General features: G+C 68.3%; 18 protein-coding genes. 12 read left to right on the top strand and 6 right to left on the bottom strand.

Annotated features, from left to right (window positions below):
• The first annotated feature begins 325 nt into the window (after nt 1–325).
• Nucleotides 326–1,231: a helix-turn-helix domain-containing protein gene (locus tag ACYQ77_RS22750; RefSeq protein WP_459714456.1), complete on the top strand. Its 906-nt coding sequence runs from the start codon at nt 326–328 to the stop codon at nt 1,229–1,231.
• Between the two features lie 25 nt (nt 1,232–1,256).
• Nucleotides 1,257–1,508 carry a DUF397 domain-containing protein gene (locus tag ACYQ77_RS22745; RefSeq protein ID WP_459714453.1) on the top strand — a complete coding sequence of 84 codons (252 nt, stop codon included), beginning with the start codon at nt 1,257–1,259 and terminating at the stop codon, nt 1,506–1,508.
• A gap of 271 nt (nt 1,509–1,779) precedes the next feature.
• On the opposite strand, the gene ACYQ77_RS22740 is transcribed toward ACYQ77_RS22745, so the two are convergent.
• The 4 genes from ACYQ77_RS22740 to ACYQ77_RS22725 form a co-directional block, all read right to left on the bottom strand.
• Nucleotides 1,780–2,277 carry an NUDIX hydrolase gene (locus ACYQ77_RS22740; protein ID WP_459714451.1) on the bottom strand — a complete coding sequence of 166 codons (498 nt, stop codon included), beginning with the start codon at nt 2,275–2,277 and terminating at the stop codon, nt 1,780–1,782.
• 62 nt (nt 2,278–2,339) lie between these two features.
• On the bottom strand, nt 2,340–3,146 hold the full coding sequence (locus ACYQ77_RS22735) for an endonuclease/exonuclease/phosphatase family protein (RefSeq protein WP_459714449.1): 807 nt from the start codon (nt 3,144–3,146) through the stop codon (nt 2,340–2,342).
• Nucleotides 3,134–3,763: a dTMP kinase gene (gene tmk / locus ACYQ77_RS22730; protein ID WP_459714447.1), complete on the bottom strand. Its 630-nt coding sequence runs from the start codon at nt 3,761–3,763 to the stop codon at nt 3,134–3,136. Before tmk ends, ACYQ77_RS22735 begins: the two co-directional genes overlap by 13 nt.
• On the bottom strand, nt 3,760–4,875 hold the full coding sequence (locus ACYQ77_RS22725; RefSeq protein WP_459714445.1) for a radical SAM protein: 1,116 nt from the start codon (nt 4,873–4,875) through the stop codon (nt 3,760–3,762). The genes tmk and ACYQ77_RS22725 overlap by 4 nt, the downstream gene beginning before the upstream one ends.
• Before the next feature lie 163 nt (nt 4,876–5,038).
• Between ACYQ77_RS22725 and ACYQ77_RS22720 the strand changes: the two genes are divergently transcribed.
• Both ACYQ77_RS22720 and ACYQ77_RS22715 read left to right on the top strand, forming a co-directional pair.
• On the top strand, nt 5,039–6,085 hold the full coding sequence (locus tag ACYQ77_RS22720) for a LysR family transcriptional regulator (protein WP_459714443.1): 1,047 nt from the start codon (nt 5,039–5,041) through the stop codon (nt 6,083–6,085).
• A gap of 218 nt (nt 6,086–6,303) precedes the next feature.
• On the top strand, nt 6,304–6,678 hold the full coding sequence (locus tag ACYQ77_RS22715) for a histone-like nucleoid-structuring protein Lsr2 (RefSeq protein ID WP_459714441.1): 375 nt from the start codon (nt 6,304–6,306) through the stop codon (nt 6,676–6,678).
• Between the two features lie 57 nt (nt 6,679–6,735).
• On the opposite strand, the gene ACYQ77_RS22710 is transcribed toward ACYQ77_RS22715, so the two are convergent.
• A complete protein-coding gene (locus ACYQ77_RS22710; RefSeq protein WP_459714439.1) occupies nt 6,736–7,356 on the bottom strand; it encodes a prepilin peptidase in 621 nt (206 codons plus the stop codon).
• A gap of 166 nt (nt 7,357–7,522) precedes the next feature.
• Between ACYQ77_RS22710 and ACYQ77_RS22705 the strand changes: the two genes are divergently transcribed.
• Entirely contained in the window at nt 7,523–10,207 is a 2,685-nt protein-coding gene (locus tag ACYQ77_RS22705) for an MFS transporter (RefSeq protein ID WP_459714437.1), read from the top strand.
• Here the strand turns inward: ACYQ77_RS22705 and ACYQ77_RS22700 are convergent.
• The gene (locus ACYQ77_RS22700) at nt 10,180–10,542 is read right to left on the bottom strand and encodes a winged helix-turn-helix transcriptional regulator (RefSeq protein WP_459714435.1); all 363 of its coding nucleotides are present in this window, start codon (nt 10,540–10,542) and stop codon (nt 10,180–10,182) included. The genes ACYQ77_RS22705 and ACYQ77_RS22700 overlap by 28 nt on opposite strands.
• A gap of 396 nt (nt 10,543–10,938) precedes the next feature.
• Here ACYQ77_RS22700 and ACYQ77_RS22695 point away from each other — a divergent pair, with 396 nt between their 5' ends.
• The 7 genes from ACYQ77_RS22695 (at nt 10,939) to ACYQ77_RS22665 (ending at nt 16,999) form a co-directional block, all read left to right on the top strand.
• On the top strand, nt 10,939–11,457 hold the full coding sequence (locus tag ACYQ77_RS22695) for a hypothetical protein (protein ID WP_459714433.1): 519 nt from the start codon (nt 10,939–10,941) through the stop codon (nt 11,455–11,457).
• On the top strand, nt 11,451–12,287 hold the full coding sequence (locus tag ACYQ77_RS22690; protein ID WP_459714431.1) for a hypothetical protein: 837 nt from the start codon (nt 11,451–11,453) through the stop codon (nt 12,285–12,287). The genes ACYQ77_RS22695 and ACYQ77_RS22690 overlap by 7 nt, the downstream gene beginning before the upstream one ends.
• A gap of 201 nt (nt 12,288–12,488) precedes the next feature.
• On the top strand, nt 12,489–13,043 hold the full coding sequence (locus ACYQ77_RS22685) for a hypothetical protein (RefSeq protein ID WP_459714429.1): 555 nt from the start codon (nt 12,489–12,491) through the stop codon (nt 13,041–13,043).
• Complete coding sequence (locus ACYQ77_RS22680) at nt 13,040–13,894, top strand: chromosome partitioning protein (protein ID WP_459714427.1); 855 nt, start codon at nt 13,040–13,042, stop codon at nt 13,892–13,894. The genes ACYQ77_RS22685 and ACYQ77_RS22680 overlap by 4 nt, the downstream gene beginning before the upstream one ends.
• On the top strand, nt 13,891–15,282 hold the full coding sequence (locus ACYQ77_RS22675) for a CpaF family protein (protein WP_459714425.1): 1,392 nt from the start codon (nt 13,891–13,893) through the stop codon (nt 15,280–15,282). Before ACYQ77_RS22680 ends, ACYQ77_RS22675 begins: the two co-directional genes overlap by 4 nt.
• Nucleotides 15,279–16,124, top strand: a complete 846-nt coding sequence (locus ACYQ77_RS22670) for a type II secretion system F family protein (protein ID WP_459714424.1) — start codon at nt 15,279–15,281, stop codon at nt 16,122–16,124. The genes ACYQ77_RS22675 and ACYQ77_RS22670 overlap by 4 nt, the downstream gene beginning before the upstream one ends.
• A complete protein-coding gene (locus ACYQ77_RS22665) occupies nt 16,121–16,999 on the top strand; it encodes a type II secretion system F family protein (RefSeq protein WP_459714422.1) in 879 nt (292 codons plus the stop codon). The genes ACYQ77_RS22670 and ACYQ77_RS22665 overlap by 4 nt, the downstream gene beginning before the upstream one ends.
• The last annotated feature ends 26 nt before the right edge of the window (nt 17,000–17,025 follow it).

Below are 17,025 nucleotides of genomic sequence, written 5' to 3'. Positions count from 1 at the left end.
GGTCGACGGCAGACTGGGGGGATCGCCGTCATCGAACGGCACCACCGGACTGCGCGCCGTCCGGTGGTGCCGCCGCCCGTCGACGAGGCCATGCGGCGCCCAGCAGGGGACGCGGCACGCGTCATCCTCCGCCTGGGCGCCGCGCGTCGACGAGGCCTGGGGGTCCATGCAGGCAGTCGCATCGCTGATAGGGTGTGTACCCATCATGAACCACCTGCCTTGAACGTATGTGGAGTGTGTGCAGCCAACGTAACATTGGGTACAAAGATTTTGTACCCAACTAAACGGGTGAATCTGCGGCTGCTACCGTCCGTGATCAAGTCAGGTGACGACGACGGAGGTCTGCTTCATGGCTCGTGGTCCGCTCCCGCCGCTGATCTACAAGATCATGTGCGGTCGGAAGCTGGAGGCTGCTCGTGAGCGTGCCCAGCTGTCCCAGGTGGAGGTGGCGGCCCGGCTCACGACGACGCGGGGCAAGTGGTCGCAGCAGAAGGTCGCGAACGGCGAGACCGCGGTCAGCGCAGTGAACGATCGCGACCTGGAGTTACTGCTCGACCTGTACGGCGTAGACGGCTCCGAACGAGACGAGTACTTCGAGTTGTCCGCGCTCGCCCGCAAGCAGCTGCCGCGCCGGAAGGGGACGCTGCGCAGCATGTTCGAAGGCGACATGCGCCAGGTCGTCGACATGGAGTTCAGCGCGGCGACCCTGGGATCTCACAACAGCATGGTTATCCCCGGCCTGCTGCAGACCGAGGCGTACATGCGTTACCTGTTTCGTGCCTATCGGCCGTCGTCAGCACCTGACCAGATCGAGAAGTATGTCGAGATGCGCCTGGGACGGCAGGTGGTTCTGGACAACGCCGACCAGCAATTCTGGTTCGTCATACACGAAGCTGCGCTCCGCTCTCTGGAGAACGTCGACGGCGACATGTCGGTCATGCGTGGTCAGGCCGCCGCCTTGATGGAGGCTCTCGACCGGCCCAACGTCGAAATTCAGATCGCGCCCTTCCGTCACGGCTACTACCCCGGGCAGGAGGAGACGTACGGGATCTTCGGGTTCGATACGGAACCCGCTGTACAGGTGACGTACGTTGAGAAGTACGACGGCCTCGACATCCTGCACGACGTGAAGAACCTAACGAGGTTCACCACGTTCTGGGAGCACCAGCGGGTGCACGCTCTTGGGCCGGAGCAGACCCGCCCGTTCCTGCGGGAGCTGTCGAAGCTGTAACGGCACGCACCGAAAGGAACACCGGATGAACAGCTCCCACGGTCGGTGGGTGTGGCGGACGTCCACCTTCAGTCAAGGCGACACCAACTCGGCCTGTGTCGAGGTGGGGCATTGGCGCAAGTCCAGCTTCAGCCAAGGCAACGGCAACTCCGCCTGTGTCGAGGTTGCCTGGGCGCCTGAGGCGACCGCAGTGCGTGACTCGAAGAACCCGGATGGCGGCATGCTGCTCGTTTCCGAGAGCGGGTGGAGCGCCTTCCGCACCTCGGTCACGCGCTGACCGCGTCGCCAGCAGCGATGGCGCGCCTACGCGCCTGCCGAGGGAGGGGATGAGCGTGTCCCACAGGGGGCGGGCTGTTCGATGTTCGTGTACGTCCAAATGCCCCCGATGGCGACCGCGTACGCCGTTTCGCTGCAGGTGGCGTCGCGCGCCACACCGCTAAACCGTCTGCTCAGCGACCGGCCGCGGCCGGTGTGTGACCGGCCGCGGCCAGCCTGGCGATGAAGAATGCAGTCGCACGTTTGATGAGGTCAGACCATCAGATGCCAGGTCAACTGGAGAGTAGGAGTGGCTGTTCAGGCAGGTCTCCGGCGAGGATGGCGTCGACCAGGGTGGGGAGTTCGGCGGGTAGGAGCTTGTCCGGGCAGCTGTGGAGTTCGGTGGCGGTGAACCAGGCGCGTTCGATGAGTCCGGCTTTCTCGTTCTCGGTGAAGGTGGTGGCGGTGGTGGGGATTGGCTGGGCGCACCTTGCGAGGAAGACGTGGTCGATGCGGTGGTGGTCGCGGCCTCGGTAGTGGAAGCGGGATTCGCGGGTCCACAGCTGGGGGCCGAGTTGGTCCAGTTCGATGCCGGTTTCCTCGGTGACTTCGCGCCGGGCCCCTTCCTCGGGTGACTCGCTTTGGTCGAGGCCGCCGCCGGGGAGTTCCCACCAGTGGTGGTCCGGGGCGTCGGGGTCGCGGGCGTGGATGAGGAGCACGCGGTCGTGCTGGTCGAGGAGTAGGACGCGGGCGCCGATGCGGGGTGTGTCGAGCTGGGTGGTGGGGGACATTCAGCCGGTTCCTCCGTGTCGCTGGCCGCTGCCTGATCGAAGCGGCCGGCGTCCGGGGCCGGTTAGAAGAGGGTCGGTTCGCTGGTCGCTTCGACGGGGTCGGAGGTTAGCAACGGTGTGGTACCGGTGCGGGTGAGGCGCACCGTGAGCGCGGAGTGATCGCTGAGCCGGGTGAGTCGTGGCTCGTGGACGTACTCACAGTGAGCGAGTTCGGCGAGCAGATCCTTGGACGCGTGAGCGTGGTCGTAGCGGTAGCCGTCGCCGGTGCGTCCGACCCAGCTGTATTCGCGCTGGTCGGGGTGGAGGTGCCGAAAGGCGTCCACGAGTCCGTGCTGGTCGGCCAGCGCGCGGTAGAAGTCGTATTCGAACTGCTGGAAGAAGGGGTAGCGGGGGTGGTGGTCGGGTTCGAGCACGTTGAAGTCGCCGATGAACACGGTGGCGGTATCGGTGTCGGTGAGGACCGCCGAGAACTCGGTCAGCCAGCGCTTCTTCCGCTCGACCTTTTCCGGTGAGGCGTCGCGGGAGGGGATGTAGGCGCCGAGCACCCGCAGTGGTCCGCGGTCGGTGGTGATGGTGACTCCGGTGACGCGGGTCGGCAGGTAGGTGAGCCGGTGAGTGATGGGGTCCGGTTCTGTGGCGTATCTGCTGACGATCATGACGCCGTACTCGCCGGGTGCGGGTTCGGGGTAGGTGACCGAGTAACCGGCGGTGCGGAACGCGTCGGCGAGGTGGCGGCAGCCGTCGCTGGCCTTGGTCTCGGTGAGCACGAGGACGTCCTCGGGTCGTGCCGCGAGCCACTCGAGCAACCGGCCGGCGCGATCGAGTGACGGGCTCCAGAGGTTGAGCGTGATCAGGCTCAGGCCGGGCATGCGCGGCTCCGCTTCTCGTGCATGGTCATGACGTGTTGGGCGATGTCCTGCGCGATGGTCGCCGGGTCGGTGGAGGTGACGTCGACGGCGAGGAGTGGCCATCCGGCGTCGGCCAGTTCAGCGGCGGCTTGATGGTAGAGGCGGCACTCGGCGCGGCTCGATCCTGGTGCCTGCTCGAAGCGGCTGTTGGTGCCGCGGGCACGCAGGCGCTGCCCGATGACCTCAGGGTCTCCGGTCAGCAGCACGGCGGTGTCGGGGACAAGGACGCCGGCGTTGAGCTGCCACACCGTTGTGGTGGACAGCCCGTCGAGTCGCTGCAGGACGAGCGAGGATGGCAGATAGCGGTCGCACAGCACGACCGCGCCGGTCGTAAGGGCGGGCACGATCTCGGTGGCGAGCTGGTGGTGGCGATCCCCGGCCACGAGGCAGGCGAGCGCCATGCCCTGGTAAGTGTGGGTGCCGTGCCGGATGTGGTTGCCGAGGTCAGTGCGGCTCGGTTGGGTCGTCCGGTGCACAGGCACCCCGCTCGCGATCAAGATCTCCGCGATGATGGCGACGACGGTGGTCTTGCCCGCGCCGCCGGGTCCGTCGACCGAGATGAACAGGCCCTGGTTCATCGGGTGAACACCGGCAGGAGCCGTCGTCCTTCCGGAGGGGCGACAACGGGGCATTGCTCGGCGTCGACGTCTCCGATCCGCCCTCCCGATGCCACGACCGCCGCCGGACAGCCCTTCCCGCACACCCCGTCGAGCGAGCAACTGCGGCAGGTCGGGTTAGCGCCCACCTGATATCGCTCGTGGAGCCGGTAGGCGTCCAGGCGGTCGGCGATGTCGGCGTCGTTGAAGACATTGCCGACGATGAACTCAGCCGGATCATGCAGCGACGTCGAGGTTTTCGCCGCGAACACCAGGTAGGGGCACACCGTCACCTCGCCAGGCGTGAAGACGTAGATGATCGTGCCTGCCTCGCAGCCGGCCAGCGGCTTCCCGGCGTCGTTGGGGAAGCGGATGTGCGCGACGTCGAGCTCTGGACCGCCGAACGGCGCCGTCAGTTCGAAGATCTCACGCATCTGGTGGGCGGGACTGCGGAGCATCCGCTGCGCCTTGACGCCCCGGCCCATGTTGGACAGCGGGTTCATCAGGACGTAGCCGGCACCGAGCTCGGTCGCGAACGCGCAGAGCTCACGGTACTCATCGACCTCGGCCAACGAGTTGGGCGTGCACAGCAAACCCTGCAGCAGCCCCGCTTGCGCGAGGGCTCGCACAGTCTCGACCGTGACGGCGAACGACGCGCGATCCCCTCGGAACTTGCCATGCGAGTCAGCGTGGAACCCGTCGAGAGACACGTTGCAATGAACCCCGCCGATCTCGGCCAACCGCGCGATCCCTTCCTCGTCGAGCAGGGTGGCGTTCGTGCACACCCCAACATCCATGCCCGCGTCTCGGAAGGCGCGCACGACCTCGAAGAAGTTGGGGTGCATCGTCGGCTCGCCACCGGTCAGGGTGACGCGCCGGACACGGGCATCCCACAGCCGCGGGACGACGCACTCAACGACGCTCGGGAGCGACATGTACTGCCCAGTCTTGACCGCATTGACGAAGCAATGCGCGCACCGGAGGTTGCAGCGTTCATCGATCTGAACCAGTGCCTTTCGGAACGGTGCTTCGACCGTTGTGCGGAAATAGCACGACGATGCGAAGTCCTCGCTGGCGATACTGCGTGCCGGCACGACGCCTCCCGTTGATCACCGAACGTGGTGGCCGTAACAGAAGGTGAGTGTTCTCTGGATGAGTTCGAGCTGTCTAGATGTTCTAGCGGACATCTTGAGATATTCTCGCGGGGAACTGCGGTCAAGAACACCTGAACTGTCCGCGCGAACAGCAGGAGGCTCGATGAGCGAGAAGAAGCTGATCGAGCTGGCCCCCGCGGACGCGACATCAGAGCTCGTTCAGATGCCGGGACCGTTGCTCGACCTCACCGTCGACCAGCTGCGCACCCTGGTGATCGTGCACGAGGAGGGCAACGCCCTGGGAGCGGCTCGTCGGCTTGGTCGTGAACAGTCAAGCGTGCAAAAGCAGCTCAACACCCTCAATGAACTCGGCCGGCAACTCGTCGGCGAGGCACTCGTCATCAAGCAAGGCCGTGGGCAAGCCCTGTTGTTCACGCCCACCGGGGAACAGTTGGCGTCCCTCGCAGCGTCGACGATCGACACCTGGACGACCGGAATCCACTCGGCCCGGCGCAGGTTGGGAAGCACCATCACCATTGGCACGACGGAATTCACCATCCGCTTCATCGGCGAAGTGTGGCCACACCTGCGGAGCGAGTTCCAGCGGCGCGAGGTCGAGTTGAAGGTGGTGCACGTACGCACCCGCGACTTTTGGGAGAAGCTCGAGTCGAAGCAGGTGGACCTCGTGTGCGGAAGTTTCGCTACGCAAGCAGGCCAGCTTCCCGACCTCGACTACGACTTCATCGAATGGCAACGAGAAGGCGTCGCCCTGCTCACGAACCTCACCGATTACGAACTTCCCGATCGTCCCGTCTCGACGAACAGGCTGCGCGCTCTTCCGTTGCTCGCGCCGGCAGCCGGACTGCTCGCCGAATTTCTGCGGCGTTGGTATGGACCCGCCTACACCACGGAACTAAACGTCGTGGCCACGATCGACGCGCTGTACTACGGCCTCGGCCTTCTCGACTCGCAACTGATCCGGGGCTGCTTGCTCACGACCAGCAAGGTGGCGCAAGCCGCGGTCGAAGGCCGCCTTCCAGGAGGACATGGCTTGCGGGTCGTGCCGCTTGGCGACGACTTCGAGCCAGCGCTGGAGCTCGTCACTGGTGTGTTCGGACGTCGAAACGAACGGGATCACTACGCCGCCGATCATCCCCTCAACGTGCTGTGGAACGAGTTCCGCGTGCGGCGACCCGCTGCGCGACAATGACTGTCACCCACCCGCAAGAGGGGTCGCCGGTCGGGGTGACGACCCCATCCACGGATGCCGATTCGTCGGGTACTCGGCGCTGAGACCGCTTCGGAATTGGCGCGTTGCGTGATTCACCTATTGCAGGGGTGTTCTCTAGAGTTCGGTTTCTGATACTGTAATGTTGTATGCAGCGCGCGTAACCCACGTATCGCACGCCTTCGGTTGAAAGTAGGGAAATGGCTCAACAGGTTCTGGTGCGGTTGGTCGACGACCTTGACGGCACCTCTTCGGATGATGTTTCCACCGTCTCGTTCGGACTCGACGGTGTGGAGTTCGAGATCGACCTCACCGGATCGAACGCGGAGAACCTCCGCAAGGTGCTGGAGCAGTACGTCGCCAAGGCGCGGCGCACCGGCGGCAGGAAGCGGCGAGGCGTGTCGTCGAGCGGGTCGGGTAGCCAGGGTGATGCTGGTGCCATCCGTGAGTGGGCGAACGAGAACGGCTACGAGTTGGCTGCCCGAGGGCGGATCCCGGGCCATGTCGTGGAGGCCTACAACGAGGCCAAGGCGGAGCCTAAGGCGTCGACGCGTAGAGCGTCTCGCAAGAAGTGACGATCCGCCGGGCGTCTCAGATCGCCCGGCGGATCACGTAACTCGTGAAGCCTGCCGCTACATCAGTAGAACGGCGAACGCGCCGACGAGCATGCCAGGTCCATGTGGAATGGCCGTTTGCTCCCACCTGCGGCTGGTCCAGGCAGCTGCGATTACACCTGTAGCGAGGAAACCCAGCGCGGTACCCGCGAACAGAACGGGCCACCCCTGCCATGCGAGCACGGCGCCGACCAGTAGTGCCGTGCGGACATCTCCGGCACCCAAGCCGCCGCGGCTCGCGACCGCCATGATCAAATAGCCGGTTACCAGTGCGATTGCTCCTGTAGCCGCTCGCAACAGGTGGTGGGCGCTTGGGCCGTTGCTGAGGCCCTCAATGAGGAGAAGCGTCGCGACGGCTGCGCATGTGGGCCACACGAGTGTTCGAGGCAACTGCCGCGCCACGATGTCTATCGTCGCGAGTAGGACGCCGACGGCGGCGAACACGCTCAAGGCCAACTGCTCAGGCGTCAGGGGGTACTTCCCGGCGAGGGCGGCGAAGGCGATGCCGGTCGTGGCGCTGATCAACAGGCGGTAGAGCCTACGGTGCCGCACCTCGGCGAGCCAGGCGGCGGTCGGCGCGAGCGTCGCGCCTGCGCCGACGCCGATAGCTGCCCAAACCAGTTCATGGGTTGCGTTCATGGCTGGCGCTTCCCTTGCGGATACCTGCTACGCAATGTGATCGACCATCCACCGTTCGGGTACACCTTGCGGTTACGGGTCCATGACCTGCGAAGAAGCACTTACCGTCGATCGTCGGGGCGGAGAGTTCGGGGCGATCTCGGTAGTGCGCAGGTTCGGGGGAGCTATGGCAGGGGAGACGAAGATCGGGCTGTTGGCGCCGCTGCGTGTCCGGGAGTTCCGGTACTTGTGGGGGGCTGAGCTGGCGTCGGTGGCCGGTGACCAGCTGGCACGCGTGGCGCTGGCCGTGCTCGTGTACTCGCGGACCTCGTCGGCGTCGCTCACGGCGTTGACCTACGCGTTGACGTTCGTGCCCGCGATCATCGGCGGGCTGCTGTTGTCCGGGCTCGCGGACCGCTTCTCGCGCCGGCAGGTGCTGGTGGTCACCGACCTGGTCCGGGCTCTGCTCGCCGCGGCCATGGCCGTTCCCGGACTTCCACTGCCGGTGCTGTGGGGACTGGTGGCTGTGCTCAGTGCCGCGGCGGCGCCGTTCAAGGCGGCTCAGCTCGCGGTGCTCCCGCAGGTCCTGACCGACGAGACGCTCTACCGCGCGGGACTCTCCCTGCGGCAGGTCACCGCACAGACAGCCCAGGTCGTCGGGTTCGGTGCGGGCGGTGCGCTCATGACTGTGCTCGAGCCACACCTCGCCCTGCTGGTCAACGCCGCGACGTTCGTGCTCAGTGCCGCGCTGGTCATGGTCGGAGTGCGTGCCCGGCCCATCCCGCTTCAGGACGTCGACAAGTCCGAGAGCTCCGGCACGGGGGCAGGGGCGTCGGTGTGGCCGGTCTTCGTGTTCGCGGCCCTGATCGGGCTGTATGTAGTCCCCGAAGGGCTCGCCGCGCCGTACGCGGACCAGCTGGGGCTGCTGGCGGTGGGGGCCGGCGTGTTGATGGCCGCGGATCCGGTGGGCAGCGTGGTCGGGGGGTGGCTCGCCCCGCGCATCAGCATACGAACCTCGACCGTGGCCGCGGCGTGGCTGTCGGTCGCGGCGGGGGTTCCGCTGGTGTTCTGTGCGCTGTCGCCGGGGCTGATCGTGTCCGCCCTGCTGTGGGCCGTCTCCGGCGCCTTCTCGACCCTGTTGATCGTGCAGATCCAGGAGTTGGTCGTCCAGCGGGTGCCGGACGCCCGGCGCGGCGGGGTGATGGGCCGGTTGTCGACGACCCTGTACTCGTCTCAGGGCCTGGCCATCCTGGGCGGTGGTGTAGTCGCCGAGGCGTTCGACGCCTACCGCGCGGTGGCGATGGCCGGGATGCTGGCGATCGTGCTGGCCGTGCTGGTCGGGGCGACGGTGTGGGTGACTCGTTCCCGGCCGGCGAGTGCCGGGAACGAGCCGGATGTGAAATCTGTTCATCACAGGTCCTTGTTAGCCACGTCGGGCACCTCCTCCCCAGGTACGGACCGCCAGCCCAATCCCGGAGTCGAGGAAGTGGTGGGTGACCAGGGATCGGGTGAAGACGCAATTTCGCCGTTTATCAGTGCAGCACACCATCGCGCCCCAGGTGAAGGCCGAAAACGACGCCGACGGTCACAACAGGGTCGGTGGCGTATCTGGACGCTGGCACCACGGCCGCGCGCCTTCCTGGTCGGGGTGGAAATCGTCGCGGTGGTGACGACCGTGTTTCTCGCGATCCGTTACCCGGTCACGGTCGAGGCTGCACGGAACTTCGCCGTCATCGTCGGCATGGGCATCCTGGTGGCCGAGGTGACCAAGCGTGTCGAGCGGATGCGGCGTCGGTTCTCCGACACCCCGCACGTGAACATGAGTTCGGTGTGGACGTTCTCCGCCGCCCTGGTCACCTCGCCCGCTCTCGCCGCCGCCACCACGGTCGTGCTGTACCTGCACCTGTGGCGGCGGAGCTGGCGGGAGATCACGGGGATGCGCCCGTTCCGGGTTGTGTTCAGCGTGTGCGCTGTCGTGCTGTCCTGCCATGCCGCGTTCGTGCTCAACGACTGGTTGCCCGGCGCGCTGCCGGTGGACCTCGACGGCCCGGTCGGGATGCTGGCCTTCGTGCTGGTGATCGTCGTCTACTGGACGGTGAACTCCACACTGGTCGGGGCGGCGATTGCCCTGTTGCGCTCGGACCGGTCGCTCGGGCGGCTCGTGGGCAGTTGGAGCGAGAACGCCATCGAGTACGCCACGCTGGTCTTCGGCGCCATCGTCGTGCTGGTGTTCGCGTTCTACTCGTGGGCTGTCGCGCTGATGCCCTTGCCGCTCTACGTGCTGCACCGCAGCATCCTCGTTCGCCAGCTCGAGCACGACGCCACGATCGACGACAAGACCGACCTGCTCAAGGCGGGCACCTGGCAGAGTCTGGCGTCCCGGGAGGTCGAACTCGCCCAGCAGCACGGCACCGGGCTGGGCGTGCTCATGGTGGACATCGACCACTTCAAGGGCGTCAACGACCGCTACGGCCATCTCGTCGGCGACAAGGCGCTACGCGCGGTCGCCAACGCGATCAAGAGCTCGGTCCGCAGCACCGACCTCGTAGGACGATTCGGTGGCGAGGAGTTCGTTGTCCTGCTCGTCGGTGCCGACCACGCGGGCAGTGTCGAGACCGCGAAACGGATCTGCGAGCGCGTGCGTGCGGTGCAGGTCCAGGACGCGCTCACCGGAGCGAGCTACCCCGACCTTCACCTGAGCGTGTCGATCGGCGTAGCTGCGTTGCCGGACAACGGCAGGGACCTCAACGAGCTGTTGCACGGCGCCGACGAGGCTCTCTTTGCCACGAAGGACGCCGGACGCGACGGCGTGCGTGCCGTCCGCCCCTCCGCGCGCCGCGCCAGTCACCAAGCCGGCGCGTCACCCATCTGACGCAGCCGCGCATACCGGTTCTCCTGCGCCCACTCGGCCAACGGCCGCAACGCGCGCAGCAATGACCTCCCGGTCGGCGTGAGCCTCCACCACGTCGCCGCACCGAAGTCGCTGCCCTCTGTGCGTTTCTCGATCAACCCGTCCTCATGCGCCCGCTGCAGCGTGTCTTCCAACACCCGGTCGGTGAGCGGCCTCGCGTGCGACACACGGCCGGCCCGGTCGTCCACCTCGTTGATCGCCGGGAGCAAGTCCTTGCGCCGGATCTCGCCGAGCGCGAGGGCGGCGAGGACCGCGACTGTCCACTGTCCACGCAGCAACGCCAGCACGTCTTCCACGCCCTGCCGGTACGGAACGTCCCACCCCTCCATGAACAACTACCTAACACGACCCGGCACCAGTTCCGCCACGCGGACGTCCAATTTGTTCCTTCTCGGTGTCCGCGGCATTAGTCCAAACGAGTGAGAATCCCTGGACTGAGGACACACTCAGTCGAGAACTGTCCTTGCACTCAGGCGAAACACCGCCGGTATTCCTGGGACATCCAGGCGGACCGCCTGGAGACGCAATGAGGGATCGCGCGGTGGCCACACCCCCTGACCCGCCTCGCCACCGGGTCGGCCATCGCGCAATCCCGCGGATTCTCCGCAGAGGGGCAGACAGTGAGAACACGAACGTCAATCGCGAAAACTCCGCCAATTACCGGCGCAGCTGCACGTGCACTTGCCGTTGCGATGTTCGCGTCAGTGGTCGCGTGCAGTCCTGACGCGTCGAGCGTCAAGCAGCAGAACGAGGAAATGTCGTCGCCGCGGTCGTCGTTCCGGAAGGCATCACGTGCGGAGGTCGCCGGGAAGAAGGCGATCGAGGTGTACCTGGGGATGTGGCGGAACATGGCCACGGCGGCGCGGACGTCGGACTGGCGGTCGCCGTTGCTGAGTCAGTTCGCCACCGGCACCGCGCTGACGACGATCTCCCGAGGTCTGTACACCGATCATCAGAACGGGCTGGTGACACTCGGCGAGCCGAAGCTGTCCCCGTCTGTGGCCGGCGCGGAACCCCAGGAGGAGCCTGTCCTGGTGCGGATCGCCGACTGCGGCGACTCGACGAACTGGCTGAAGTACGACGCGAAGACCCGCCTGGCCGCGGACGACGGTCCTGCCGGTCGCCGGTCGATCAGCGCGGTGGTGACCAAGGAGCCCGGGGGCCGATGGATGGTGTCCGACTTCGCGGTGCAAGCGGTGGGCACATGCTAACCCGCACGACCACCGTCGGTGGTGCGATCGCCGTGGTGGCCGTCCTGGCCACGCCCCAGGTCGCGCGAGCCGACGGGTGGGGAACGGTGGACTGCGGCCAGGCACCGACACCGCAGTGCCAGATCGAGGCCGGGGCCTCCGCTTCGTCTCCGGGCAGGCCGAGCGACCAGGCAGACGGACCGAAGCCGGGTGGTGGGGCAGAGGGGAACCAGCCGGTCTGCGAGTACGCGCCGAGCGAGTTCGAGGCGTTCCCCGGTGCGCCGGGGTGGCGGCCGCCGGGCACGTGGTACCAGGGTGCGTGCTCGTTGACGGACGTGATCCGTCCGCCGGTTGAGGGCGCCGGTGTCGCGCCGGAGTATGTCGCGCGGCTGGCGCGTGCTCAGCTCGATCTCCCGAGCCCGCGGTTGGCGTCGAGCCCGGCGGGGGAGCAGCTCGTTCATCTGCCGACGTGGTTGTGGCTGGCCGACGGCTGGGAGCCGGTGAGTGCGACCGCCACAGTGCCTGGGGTGTCGGTGACCGCCACCGCCAAGCCGGAACTGGTGACGTGGCTGATGGGTGACGGCGCGATCACCACCTGCGAGGGGCCCGGTACCCGATTCCGGACCGGGATGAACCCGCGGTCCGCGTCACCCGATTGCGGACATACCTACCGCCGCTCCTCGGCGTCGCAACCTGGTGGCGCCTACCTCGTGCAGGCCACCGTGCGCTGGTCGGTCACCTGGGAGGGCGCGGGGCAAACAGGGACGTTCCCACCGATGACCACCACCAGCCAGGTGGCGCTTCGAGTCGCCGAGTCGCAGGCGCTCAACACGCTGCCCGGTCCGCGCTGACCTTCTACCTTTCATAACCCGTTCTGCCGTCGCGGGCGCGCCCGATCGCGTGCCAGCGCGGTCCCGCACACCCAAGTGGAGTTGATCATGTCCGCAACATCTGTCCGGTCTCTGCCCGTCGACGCGGGCTCCGAGCACGCGTCCCGGCTTCGCAATCGGCGGCGCCGGTCGATGCCTCACCTGGTGGTCGGAGCGCTGTTGGTGACCTCCTGCACCGCCGGCGGGATCTGGTGGTCGCAGGCCGCGGGGGAGCGCGAGCCCGCCCTGGCCGTGGCGCGTCCGCTCACGTTGGGGTCGGTTCTCGCGCCCGCGGATCTGCGTGAGGTCAGCATCGCGATCGACGGCCCGGTCGACGTGATCCCGGCCGTCGAGGTGGCCCGTGTGGTGGGTCAGCGGCTCGCGGTGAGCCTGCCCGCCGGGGCGCTGCTGCCGCGCGGGGCGCTCGGCACACCCGCCAGCCCGGAGGAGGGGCGTGCGGTGGCCGCCCTCGCGCTCGGACCTGGGCAGGCATCCCCGGACCTTGCCGCCGGTGCCGCAGTACTCGTGGTGCTCAACGCCGATGCCGCGGACATCAGCGGGGCAGCCACGTCGGGGTCCGTGTGGCGGGGTCTGGTCACCAGCGTCACCTCTCCCACGGGTGCGGGGGAGACGACGCGTGTGGTCTCAGTCGACCTCGACGAGGACGACGCCCGACAGGTCGCGGCCACTCCGGTCGGCCGGCTGTCACTGGTGATCGTGCCCGGGGGTGAGCGGTGAGGGTGATCGCGATCGGGTCGGTGAAGGGATCGCCGGGCGTCACGACGCTCGCGGTCGCGCTCGCGGCGAGGTGGCCTGCGCCGGGGCGGCCGGTGGTCGTCGAGTGCGACCCGTCCGGCGGCAGCCTCGCGGCCCGTTTCGGGTTGCGGACCGCGCCCGGCTTGGTCAGCCTGACCGCAGCCGCCCGCCAGGACCCCGACTTCGCGCTGCTGTGGCGGCACACCCAGCCGCTGCCAGGCGGGCTTCCGGTGGTGGTGGCGCCACCCGGCGCCGACTACACCCGCGCCGCTCTGGCCACGTTGCTGGAGGCCCGTCGCCAGACGGTGCCGGTCTTGCGCGGCGCGGCCACCTGCCCGGGCGCGGTGGTGATCGCCGACTGCGGACGCCTGGACACCGGCTCACCCGCCGTCGCGATCGCGCGGGAGGCCGACCGCCTCCTGCTGGTGGCACGCCCACGGCCGGACGAGCTGTCGCACCTGGCGGCCGCCTTGTCGATGGTCGACCTGTGGGCCATGCGCGCCAACCTGGTGCTCACCGGCACCGGTTACCCGGCCGCCGAAGTAACCCGGGCGCTGGGCGTGCCGGTACTGGCGACGGTCCCGCACGACGAACCGGGCGCCACCGCCCTCACGGGCCTACCGGGACGCCGACGCGGCGCCGACCGCTCACGCCTCGGCCGCGCCGCGCACGCCCTGGCCAACGCACTACTCGAAGCACACACTGCGCGCCCCGAGCACGGCGCGGTCACCGAGCACCCGGTCACGCCCGAGGTTCTCCGGCACGACAACCACTGGCCGTCGAATCGGCTGCTCCCACCACTCAAGGGCACCAGGCTGGAGGACCTACGATGACGCGCACCCGCCACGAACCTGACCTCGCTGATCCCGCCGTCTGGCCGACACCGCACCCAAGGACCGAGGAGACCCCGGCCGGGAGGCTTCGCGCCCGGCTGCGCACCACGCTCGCCCAAGACCTGCCGCGCCGAATCGACGCCGCCCAAGACGGCACAGGCGTGTTGTCGGCCGGCGAGCGGCGCGAACTCGCGCGGCAACTGCTCGGAGAGGCGCGGCGCGACCACAGCGAGGCTGAGATCCTGGCCAACCGCGTCCTGCCCGACCCCGCCACCGAGGAGCGAGTGGTCGCCGAGGTCCTCGACGAACTGTTCGGCATGGCCGGCCTGCAGCCACTGCTCGACGACCCCGACATCGAAACGATCAACATCAACGGCTACGACCGGGTGTTCGTCAAATACACCGGCGGCCGTCGCGCCCGTCTTGGTCCGGTCGCCGAGTCCGACGCCGAGCTGGTCGACCTCGTCCGCACCCTCGCGGCCCGCGCCGGCAGCGAGGAACGCCGGTTCGACCGCGGCAGCCCCGCGGTCAGCGTCCAGCTGCCTGGCGGGGAGCGCCTGTTCGCCGTCATGGCCCTCACCGCCGGCGGGCGGCCCGCATTGTCGATCCGCCGCCACCGCTTCCGCACCGTCACCCTCGGAGACCTCTCAGGGCTGGGAACCGTGGACGTCGGGCTGCGCACATTCCTCGCGGCCCTGGTCCGCGCCCGTCGCAACATCCTCATCACCGGCGGCACCGACCTCGGCAAGACCACACTGCTCCGCGCGCTGGCCAGCGAGATCGACCCGCACGAGCGGCTCGTGACGATCGAGGACGCGTTCGAACTCGGCCTCGACCACGACGAGGCCGCACACGCCGACGTCGTCGCCCTGCAAGCACGAGAAGCGAACGTCGAAGGCGAAGGCGCGCTCTCGCAGGCGGATCTGGTGCGGTGGGCGCTGCGGATGACGCCGGACCGCGTGATCGTCGGAGAGATCCGCGGACCGGAGGTCATCCCGATGTGCCAGGCGATGTCCCAGGGCAACGACGGGTCGATGGCCACCCTGCACGCCTCCTCGTCAGCCGCGGCGTTCCCGCGGCTGGCTGCCTACGCCGCCCAAGAGGGATTCACCCAGGAGCAGACCAACCTGCTCGTCGCGACCTCGGTGCACTTCGTCGTCCACCTCGAGCACGCCCGCGACACCGGCGCCCGGGTGGTGTCGTCGGTCCGCGAGGTCGTCGGCGCCGAGGGCAACCAGGTGATCTCCAACGAGGTCTACCGCCCAGGCCGCGACAACCGCGCCTACCCAGTCCCTGGCGCCCTGCGCACCGACACCCTCGACCGCCTCGCCAAGGCAGGGTTCGACCCGGCCCTGCTCGACGGCCCTGACGACTGGTGGGTCCGATGACCACGCCAGCGCCCGTGCTGGGCGCTGTCATCGGCGCCGGGCTCGGACTTGGCACCGCCCTGCTCGTGGTCGGCTGGCGTCCCCGGCCCAACCAGCAGCGCAGGACGCTGCGCGACGTGCGGCGGATCGCGATCGCCGCCGCCTTCGGGATCGTCGCAGGGGTGGTCACCGAGTGGTTCGTCGCCGCCGTTCTAGTCGGAGTAGCCGCATGGTTCGTCCCCTCGTTCCTCGCCCGCGGCCAGGAGCAGGCGCGTCAGGTCGCCCGGATCGAGGCCGTGGCCGGGTGGGCGGAACTGCTGCGGGACACCCTCGCCGGTGCGGCCGGACTCGAACAGGCCATCCTCGCCAGCGCCCCCGTCGCACCCGCCGCGATCCACCCCGAGGTCAACGCCCTCGCACTGCGCTTGCAGACCGGCCAGCGGCTGGCCCCGAGCCTGGACCGGTTGGCCAACGACTTGGCCGACCCCACCGCGGACCTCGTCATCGCCGCGCTCCGCCTCGCCGCCACCCAGCAGGCCCGCAACCTCGGTGACCTGCTCGGCTCCCTCGCCACCGCGGCGCGGGAACTCGCGTCCATGCGTCTGCGGATCGAGGCCGGGCGAGCCCGCACCCGGACCAGCGTGCGAATCATTATCGGCACCACTGCCGCGTTCGCCGGACTCCTGGTGGCGTTCAACCGCGACTACCTCGCCGTCTATGACACGGTCACCGGGCAACTCGTGCTCGCGATCGTCGGTGGGCTGTTCGCCACCGGATACCTCGGGCTGGTGAAGATCACCGCGATCACGCAGCCCGTCCGGTTCCTCGCACCCACGCCACTCAAGGGTGGGGGAGTGGCATGACCGTCATGATCGCCCTGGGAGCCGGTGGCGGACTCGGACTTGCCCTCCTCACCGTCTGGCTGGTGCCACCCACACCCGCGCTCGGCCCGCAGCTCGCGCGCCTCACCGCATCCACCGCCACCCCGGACGACAACACCGGCCGGTTGACTGTGCTCGCGCCGTTCACACGGTTCCTGCACGCCACGGGACTGCCCACCCGTCGCGTCGCCCGTGACCTCGCTGTACTGGACCGGCCTGTGCAAGACCACCTCGCTGAGAAGGCCGTCTTCGCGCTCGCGGGTCTGCTCCTTCCGGTTCTCGCCGCGCTCACGGCCGCCATGCTGGGCATCGAGGTCGGAGTCCGCGTGGTCGCCATCGCCACGGCAGGCGCTGCCGCGGCCGGGTTCCTGATCCCCGATCACCGCACCCGACGCGCAGCGGCCCGACGGCGCCGCGACCTCCGGCACGCACTGTCGGCGTTCCTTGACCTCGTCGTCATCTCCTTGGCCGGTGGCGCCGGCGTCGACAGCGCTCTCACCAACGCAGCCAGCGCCGGTCACGGGTGGGCCTTCACCTACCTCCGCCGCGCTCTCGCTGCCGCCCGCCTCACCCGCACCACCCCCGCGGCCGCGCTACGACAACTCGGCCGGGATCTCGACATCCCGGAACTCGCCGAGCTCGCTGCCTCCGTGGCACTCGCCGGAACCGAAGGCGCCGCTGTCCGCCGGTCCCTGCAAGCCAAAGCGTCCGCACTCCGGAACCGCCAGCTCATCGACGCCGAAGGAGACGCCAACTCCGACACCGAACGCATGAGCCTGCCCGTCATGGCCCTGTGCTTCGGGTTCCTCTGTTTCATCGGCTTCCCAGCCATCAGCCAAGTCGTCAACAGCCTCTGAATCGCAACGCCTGAAAGGAAAATCTG

The organism is Actinophytocola sp. KF-1 (assembly GCF_054661535.1).
Note: the sequence above shows the minus strand (reverse complement) of the source record. Positions and strands in the feature narration are given on the sequence as shown.